General features: G+C 63.8%; 4 protein-coding genes and 1 pseudogene. 3 read left to right on the top strand and 2 right to left on the bottom strand.

The annotated features are described in order from the left end of the window. Both BUA26_RS19315 and xerD read right to left on the bottom strand, forming a co-directional pair. Positions 1-2966, bottom strand: a pseudogene (locus BUA26_RS19315) (hypothetical protein); the annotation flags it as partial. Positions 2967-3133: 167 nt separating this feature from the next. After that, positions 3134-4051 carry a site-specific tyrosine recombinase XerD gene (gene xerD / locus BUA26_RS19310; protein ID WP_072762542.1) on the bottom strand — a complete coding sequence of 306 codons (918 nt, stop codon included), beginning with the start codon at positions 4049-4051 and terminating at the stop codon, positions 3134-3136. Positions 4052-4101: 50 nt separating this feature from the next. On the opposite strand from xerD, the gene BUA26_RS19305 reads away from it, so the two are divergent. The 3 genes from BUA26_RS19305 to phaZ all read left to right on the top strand — a co-directional run bounded on the left by BUA26_RS19305 (position 4102) and on the right by phaZ (position 6791). After that, a complete protein-coding gene (locus BUA26_RS19305; RefSeq protein ID WP_072762543.1) occupies positions 4102-4605 on the top strand; it encodes an RDD family protein in 504 nt (167 codons plus the stop codon). A gap of 74 nt (positions 4606-4679) precedes the next feature. Beyond that, entirely contained in the window at positions 4680-5447 is a 768-nt protein-coding gene (locus BUA26_RS19300) for a class I SAM-dependent methyltransferase (protein ID WP_072762526.1), read from the top strand. 90 nt (positions 5448-5537) lie between these two features. Continuing rightward, on the top strand, positions 5538-6791 hold the full coding sequence (gene phaZ / locus BUA26_RS19295) for a polyhydroxyalkanoate depolymerase (protein WP_072762525.1): 1254 nt from the start codon (positions 5538-5540) through the stop codon (positions 6789-6791). Positions 6792-6885 lie beyond the last annotated feature (94 nt).

Here is a 6885-nt window from a genome sequence, read left to right as displayed (position 1 = left end):
AGGCGGTGGTAGGCGTCGTAGGTCAGCGTCTTGGTAACGCTGTCGTTCTCGGTGCCGTACAGACCGGACTGGGTGATCGACAGCGGGTTGCCGTACAGATCGCGGGCGATCGCCTGGGTGATGCCGGCCGGGGCCTGCACCTGGATCGGTGCGCTGTAGCTGGGCGAGTCGAACACCTGGTAGCTGGTGGTGGTGACGTTGCTCTTGGGGTCGGTCACCTGTTGCCGGGCGCCGGACAGGTACGCGGTGCTGGCGGTCAGCGTGCCCAGCTCGGAGTCCTGCTGGGTCTGGGTCACCCGCTCCAGCGCGTCGTAGGTGGTCGCGACGCCCTTTATGCCGGCCGCCGCGGGCGACAGCGTGAAGTTCAACGCACTGGCGCTGGGGTACGCGCTGAAGGTCTTCTGCCCTTTGGCGTCGTAGGTGGTCAACGTGCTGGCTTGCACGCTGGCGCCGATGGCGCTGTCGCTCAGTACCGGGCGCAGCATCGCATCGAAGTAGGTCACGCCCACCGCATTGCCGGTGGTGGTGGTGCGCCGCCAGTGGTTGGCCGACACGCCGCGCTCGTCACTGGTGACGAAGTCGTAGGCGAAGGTCTTGGACAGCCACGCCACCTCGTCGCCACCGGGATAGGTGATGCCGGTGATCCGGCCGATGCTGTCATAGCCGTAGCTGGTGGTGTGGCCGGCCTGATCGGTGATCGCGCTGATCTGGCCGAAGTCATCGACGGTCAGGGACTCGCTGGTACCGTCCGGATAGCCGATGGTCTGCGGGATCCCGCGCTTGTAATTGCTCAGGCTGGTGGTGTGGTTGTTGCCGTCGGTGAAACTGGCCAGCTGGCCGGCAGTGTTAAACGTGTAGCTCATCAGCGGCTGGCCAAAGCGAGCGCGCGACAGCAACGTGTCATTGCTGGTGTTGTAGGTGTTGAGGCTCTCGACCTCCCCGGTGGTGAGGTTGGTCACCTGCTGCGGCAGGCCCAGCACCCACAGGTTGGTGTCGTTGAGGTAGGTGGTGGCTTCCTCGATCGGGCTTTGCCCGGCGATCGAATTGGAGCGCTTGGTCTGCGTTACCTGGGCATAGACATCGAACGCCTCCGCTTGCCAGGTGTAGGTGTCGCCATCCTGGGTGATCACGCGCTGGTTGAGCGGTGAATACTTTTCGCTCTGGTCTGCGTTAATGAGAGGCTGAAGATTCTCGCCTACGATCGTTGGCAATGGCACGGTCGTCGGTGGGGCATAGGCGTTGTCTTCAGCCCGCAGCAGGGTCGATGCACCCGCGGCCCCGGCGTAATACTCCGTACGCAGCAACTGGCTCTCGGTCATGCCGAACAAGTTGCTGAAAATATGCCGCACCGCACTGCCATCCGGCGCCACGATGTCGCTCCAGATGGTCGTGGGGCAGGTCCCGGTGCAATTTGACCAACTCTCGTTGGCGGGCGAGTAGTTGTACGACCAGGTTTGGTTAGGGATACCTGCGCCCGAGACGGTCATCTGCGTAGCCGTCAAGCTGTACCACGCATCGGGGACGATTGCGTAGCTGCCTCCCGTATTCGGATCGTTGTACTGCACCCCCCCGCACCCTTGCCTGACATACGAGCGGCCGTGCTTCATCGCCGCCACCACGAAGGTTCCCGTCAGCCCCGAGGGGTGGACGATCGTGCCTGTCGTCGGACCGAGGTAGGCGGGAACCGCCAGCGTGATGCAGCTGGAGAAGGGGGAGCTGGCAGCCAACGTCGCCGTATCGAAACCCGCCAGGTTGTAATGCCACTGGGTGCCATCGGGGAGAGTTACGGTCGTGAGGGAAGGCAACGCCCCGGCAGAGTAAGCATAGGTCCATGTCCGGGCGGCGCCGGACGAGGGCTGCAGAGTCACGCTCTGAATAAGCTGGGTGCCCGACACATAGGTCACATTGAGCGCGCGACCATCGCTCGCCGTGATACCCGTCAGATAGCCGTTGACGTCATAGCTGTAGTTGAGCGTGTTGCCAAATCGATCCTGGATCTTGGTGACCAGCAGTACGCCCAGACTCTCCGTGATGGAGTCGGTGATCGGTTGAGCACGTGCCACGGTTGAACCGGACAGCACGCTGATGAGCGTCTCGACGGACTTGTTCGCGAAAGCCACCAGACTGCTGGAGGGATGCGAATCCACACTGGCCGTGGTGTCGAAGAGCTGTCGCGTCATGCCTGTCGCACCGCGATACACCAACTTGTCGAACCAATACAACGTGCCGTCGGGCGCCTGACCCAGAAAAGCCTCGCCAGGCAGGCCATTCGACGTGGTCGGAAGGCAGCTGAAGCGCCAGTGGCTCTTGGTGACCGCAGGATAAGTGCCTTTAGTGGCGGCATCGACGTTGGAAAGCATGTCCTGGCTCGACTCGCCAGGAAGCACGAGGTGATAACCCCTCCACCACTCCTCGGGATCCCATTCCTGGAGCCCTGGGTCGCCCAAGTGCCGAAAGACCGTGGGGGGAACCCCAAAATGGGTGCACCGTGCATTGAGATCGATACCTGGCGCCACAAAGTTGTCGACCTCCCAGCCGTAGATCTTTTGCGGCAGGTTGGTATACGGGTTGTAGTTCGCCATCGGCAAACCGGTCGGGTTGCTCGGCGAGGGAGGCACGCCCGCTGTCAAGGTTTCCAGGTGGGGAAGGATCAGTTTCCAATCGCCAAAGACGGTGTCGACATCTGACGCACTGGGTCGATCACCCTCAGCATCGAATTGACGAACCAGCTGCAGCAACGGGCCCGTGCCCGCCAGACTGATGTCCGTCTGGGTAAAGGACAGCGATCCATCGTAGAGACTGATGTTTTCGCCGAACGGGTGCTCACCCAACGGCTGGATGTCTTCGTTGACCCGGATGAGCTGCTTGTAGGCTTGCTCGGGCATTGACTGCGCATGGCACAGCGGCCCGAATGAAAACAGCAGCACTGCCGCCGACAGGCAGATCCCTTGCCAATTACTGCGCATTCCCTTTCCCCTAGATTCCGGCTTTGCACACGGATTGGAGCAAGAACTTGCTCCTGGAAATAGTCCTGTGTCAATCAGCAAGTTTTTGCGAATAGCTATTGCTGCATGCCAATAAAATCGACAGCAAGCACCAGGCTAGGCTGTGCGGCTCGTCCGGCACATAGCGCTCACCCCCGCGGATGATGCTGCGCATGCAATCGCTTCAGCCCTTCTTTCGCCACCAGCGTATAGATTTGCGTGGTGCTTAGTGAGCTGTGGCCGAGCAGCATCTGCAGGGCGCGCAGGTCGGCGCCATGGTTGAGCAGATGGGTGGCGAACGAGTGGCGCAATACATGGGGCGAGATGCGTTTCGGGTTGATCCCGACCTTCAGGCCGTAGCGTTTCACCAGGGTCCAGAACATCTGCCGGGTCATGCCTTCGCCGCGCTTGCTGAGGAACAGCGCCGCCGGCTGCCGCCCTTTTGCCAGCGCCGGCCGCACGTTGGCCAGATAGGCGTTGATGCGCTCCAGGGCCAGTTCGCCGACCGGCACCAATCGATCCTTGCCGCCCTTGCCGGTAACGCGCAGCACGCCCTGGCGCGTATTCAGCGCGGCCAGCGGCAACTCGACGAGTTCGGATACGCGCAGGCCGGAGGCGTACATCAGCTCCAGCATCGCGCGATCGCGCAGCCCCAGCGTGGCCGTGGTATCGGGCGCGTCGAGCAGGCCTTCGATCTCGCGTTCGGCCAGCGCCTTGGGCAGGCTGCGCGGCATCTTCGGGCGCTCGATCAGCAGCGTCGGATCGGCAAAGCCCGGCTCCGTGCGGGCGAGGAACGCGTAATAGCGACGGAATGCCGATTGCCGTCGCGCGATCGAACGCACCGCGGCCGACTGCGCGCCGTGATAAGCGGAAATATCTTCGCGCCGGGCTGTGCGCAGGTTGCGGCCGCGACCGGCCAGCCAGCCCGCCAATGCCTCCAGATCGCGCCGGTACGCCTCCAATGTGCGATCGGCCAGGCCGTCCTCCGACCATACCCGTTCCAAGAACGTGCTTATGCTCAGCCGGTCGGCTTCGGCGATACTGGCGCGGCTTTCTTCCTTTTCCATGCGCACGATGCTGGCCATTGCGCGCGCACTACGCAAGCGACCGACCGCCGATGCCCGCGAACCTCGCCACCACCGATCTCCCCTGCCCGCTGTGGCGCCGCCTGCTCGCACTGGTCTACGACCTGCTGATCGTGGTGGCGATCGTGATGGTGGTGGGGCTGCTGTGTCAGCTGGCCACGGGCGGCCGGTTGATCCATACCGTGGGAAAGGCGGCCGTGCCGATCTGGTATCAGCTGCTGCAGGCGCTGGTGGTGATGGCGTATTTCATCAGCTCGTGGCGCCGCGGCGGGCAGACCGTAGGCATGCGGCCATGGCGTATCCGCGTCACCCGCGATGACGGCGGCACGCTGACGTTGCAGCAGGCGCTGATCCGCGTGCTGGTGGCCGCGGCACCGCTGGTGCTGCTGATGCTGGAGCCGGTGATCGGCCTGCACGCCACGCTGTGGACGCTGCTGATCGTATGGACTGCATGGTTTGCGGTGGGCTTGTTCGATCCGCGCCGCCGCGCCGTGCATGATTTCGCCGCCCACACCGAGATTCGCCGGCTGGCATGAGTGGTTGGCGGCGACGTGTCGGAATACCTCACCGCTTCACACTTCCCTCAGCGATGACAGGATTCAATCCCACGATGCCTCACCCGCGCCCCGCCGAAAGCCGTAGCGACGCCGAACTTATCCGCGTCAATCGCGGCTTCTACGAATCGCTGTGGGCTGCGGCGAGGTTGATCGGGCCCGAGCGCTTCAATACCTGGCCGCTGCTGCGCGGGCTGGCGGCCGCTGCACCGAACCGACTGGAAGTGGCTCCCGGCCTGCGCCCGCGGCTGCCGCTGGATGGCACCTGCTTCGTCGATCTCAGCCACGCCGCCCTGCGCCGCCTGCACGCCAGCGGCGCCAAGGCGGTGCACGGCATGATCGGCGCGCTGCCCTGCGCCGATGCCAGCTTCGACCTGATCTGCGCACTCGATATTCTCGAGCACGTCGCCGACGACGACAGCGCGCTGGCCGAACTGGCCCGCGTCGCGAGACCCGGTGCCCACGTGCTGCTATCGGTGCCCTTGCATCCGGAAGCGTGGACCGCGTTCGATGACTTCGTCGGCCATTGCCGCCGTTACGAACCGGCCCAGATCATCGCCAAGCTCGCCCGGCACGGTTTCACCATCGAGCACAGCGCGGTCTACGGCATGCAGCCCAAATCATCGCGCCTGCTCGACCTCGGCCAGTGGTATCTGACCCATCGGCGCGAGCGCGCGATGTGGTGGTACAACCGGGTGTTCATGCCGCTGGGCCTGCACTTCCAGAAACCGCTGCAATGGCATGAAGGCCTCAGCCATACGCAAGGCGTCGACGAGGTGCTGCTGCGCTGCCGTTACCGCCCGACTCCGCAGCCAAGTCACTGATTGAGCTGGGCACTGTTATTGCGGCGTTGCAACACGCGAAGGGGAAACGGCGCTAAGATGGCTTTCGTCCCTACGGCTATCCCCACTCCGATGCTTTATCAGATCCACGAATGGCAGCGCTCGTTCCTCGGCCCGTTGAGCTACTTCGCGCAGGCCAATGCGCAGATGCTCAATGACAACAGCAGTCCGTTCGCGCAGTTGCCCGGCGCGCAGCGGATGGCTGCCGGTTACGAGTTGATCCATCGCCTCGGCAAGGACTACGAGAAACCCGAATTCGGCATCCACACCGCCATCGCGCACGATCAGGAGATCGCGGTGATCGAGCGCGTGGCGCTGGCCAAGCCGTTCTGCCAGCTGAAACGTTTCAAGCGCTTCAGCGACGACCCGGCCACCATCGACAAGTTGAAGAACGACCCGGTGGTGCTGGTCGTCGCCCCGATGTCCGGCCACCATTCCACGCTGCTGCGCGATACCGTGCGCACGCTGCTGCGCGACCACAAGGTCTACATCACCGACTGGGTCGACGCGCGCATGGTACCGACGGCCCAGGGCACGTTCGGCCTGGACGACTACGTCGCCTACGTCGAGGAGTTCATCCGGCATATCGGTGCAAGCTCATTGCACGTGATTTCGGTGTGCCAGCCCACGGTACCGGTGCTCGCCGCCGTCTCGCTGATGGCCGCGCGCGGCGAAGACACGCCGCGCAGCCTCACCATGATGGGCGGCCCGATCGACCCGCGACGCAGCCCCACCAGCGTCAACAGCCTGGCCACCAACCAGCCACTGTCGTGGTTCCGCGGCAACGTGATCCATACCGTGCCGCCGAATTATCCTGGCCACGGCCGCGAAGTTTATCCGGGCTTCCTGCAGCATGCGGGATTCATCGCGATGAACCCCGGCCGGCATCTCAATTCGCACTGGGATTTCTATCAGGATCTGCTGCGCGGCGATCTCGACGACGCCGAATCGCACCGCAAGTTCTACGACGAATACAACGCCGTGCTGGATTTGCCTGCCCAGTTCTATCTGGACACGATCGAGAAGGTGTTCCAGCAATTCCTGCTGCCCCGCGGGCTGTGGAATGTCGCCGGCGAGCGGGTCGATCCGGCCGCGATCAAGCGCAGCGCGCTGCTCACCATCGAAGGCGAACTGGACGACATCTCCGGCCTGGGCCAGACCCAGGCGGCGCACGATCTGTGCAGCAGCATTCCGGTCAGGCGGCGCGAACACAAGGTCATCGAAGGCGCCGGCCACTACGGCATCTTCAGCGGCCGTCGCTGGCGCGAGACGGTCTACCCGCAGGTGCGCGACTTCATCCGCAAGTTCGATCACGCCGGAAAATAAACGCCGGCGACGGGTTTGGCGCCGCTGGCGGCTTCGGTCGCTCTGCGATTGGCCCGGCCACGGAAACCATCCGTTCCCCGATCGGTGCTGGCAC

It is taken from the genome of Rhodanobacter sp. OK091, assembly GCF_900142825.1.
GTDB lineage: Bacteria > Pseudomonadota > Gammaproteobacteria > Xanthomonadales > Rhodanobacteraceae > Rhodanobacter.
Note: the sequence above shows the minus strand (reverse complement) of the source record. Positions and strands in the feature narration are given on the sequence as shown.

Excerpts from the sequence above, each read along its gene's own strand:
- xerD (WP_072762542.1), bottom strand. The coding sequence starts at position 4,051 with ATGGAAAAGGAAGAAAGCCGCGCCAGTATCGCCGAAGCCGACCGGCTG.
- BUA26_RS19305 (WP_072762543.1), top strand. The coding sequence starts at position 4,102 with ATGCCCGCGAACCTCGCCACCACCGATCTCCCCTGCCCGCTGTGGCGC.
- BUA26_RS19300 (WP_072762526.1), top strand. The coding sequence starts at position 4,680 with ATGCCTCACCCGCGCCCCGCCGAAAGCCGTAGCGACGCCGAACTTATC.
- phaZ (WP_072762525.1), top strand. The coding sequence starts at position 5,538 with ATGCTTTATCAGATCCACGAATGGCAGCGCTCGTTCCTCGGCCCGTTG.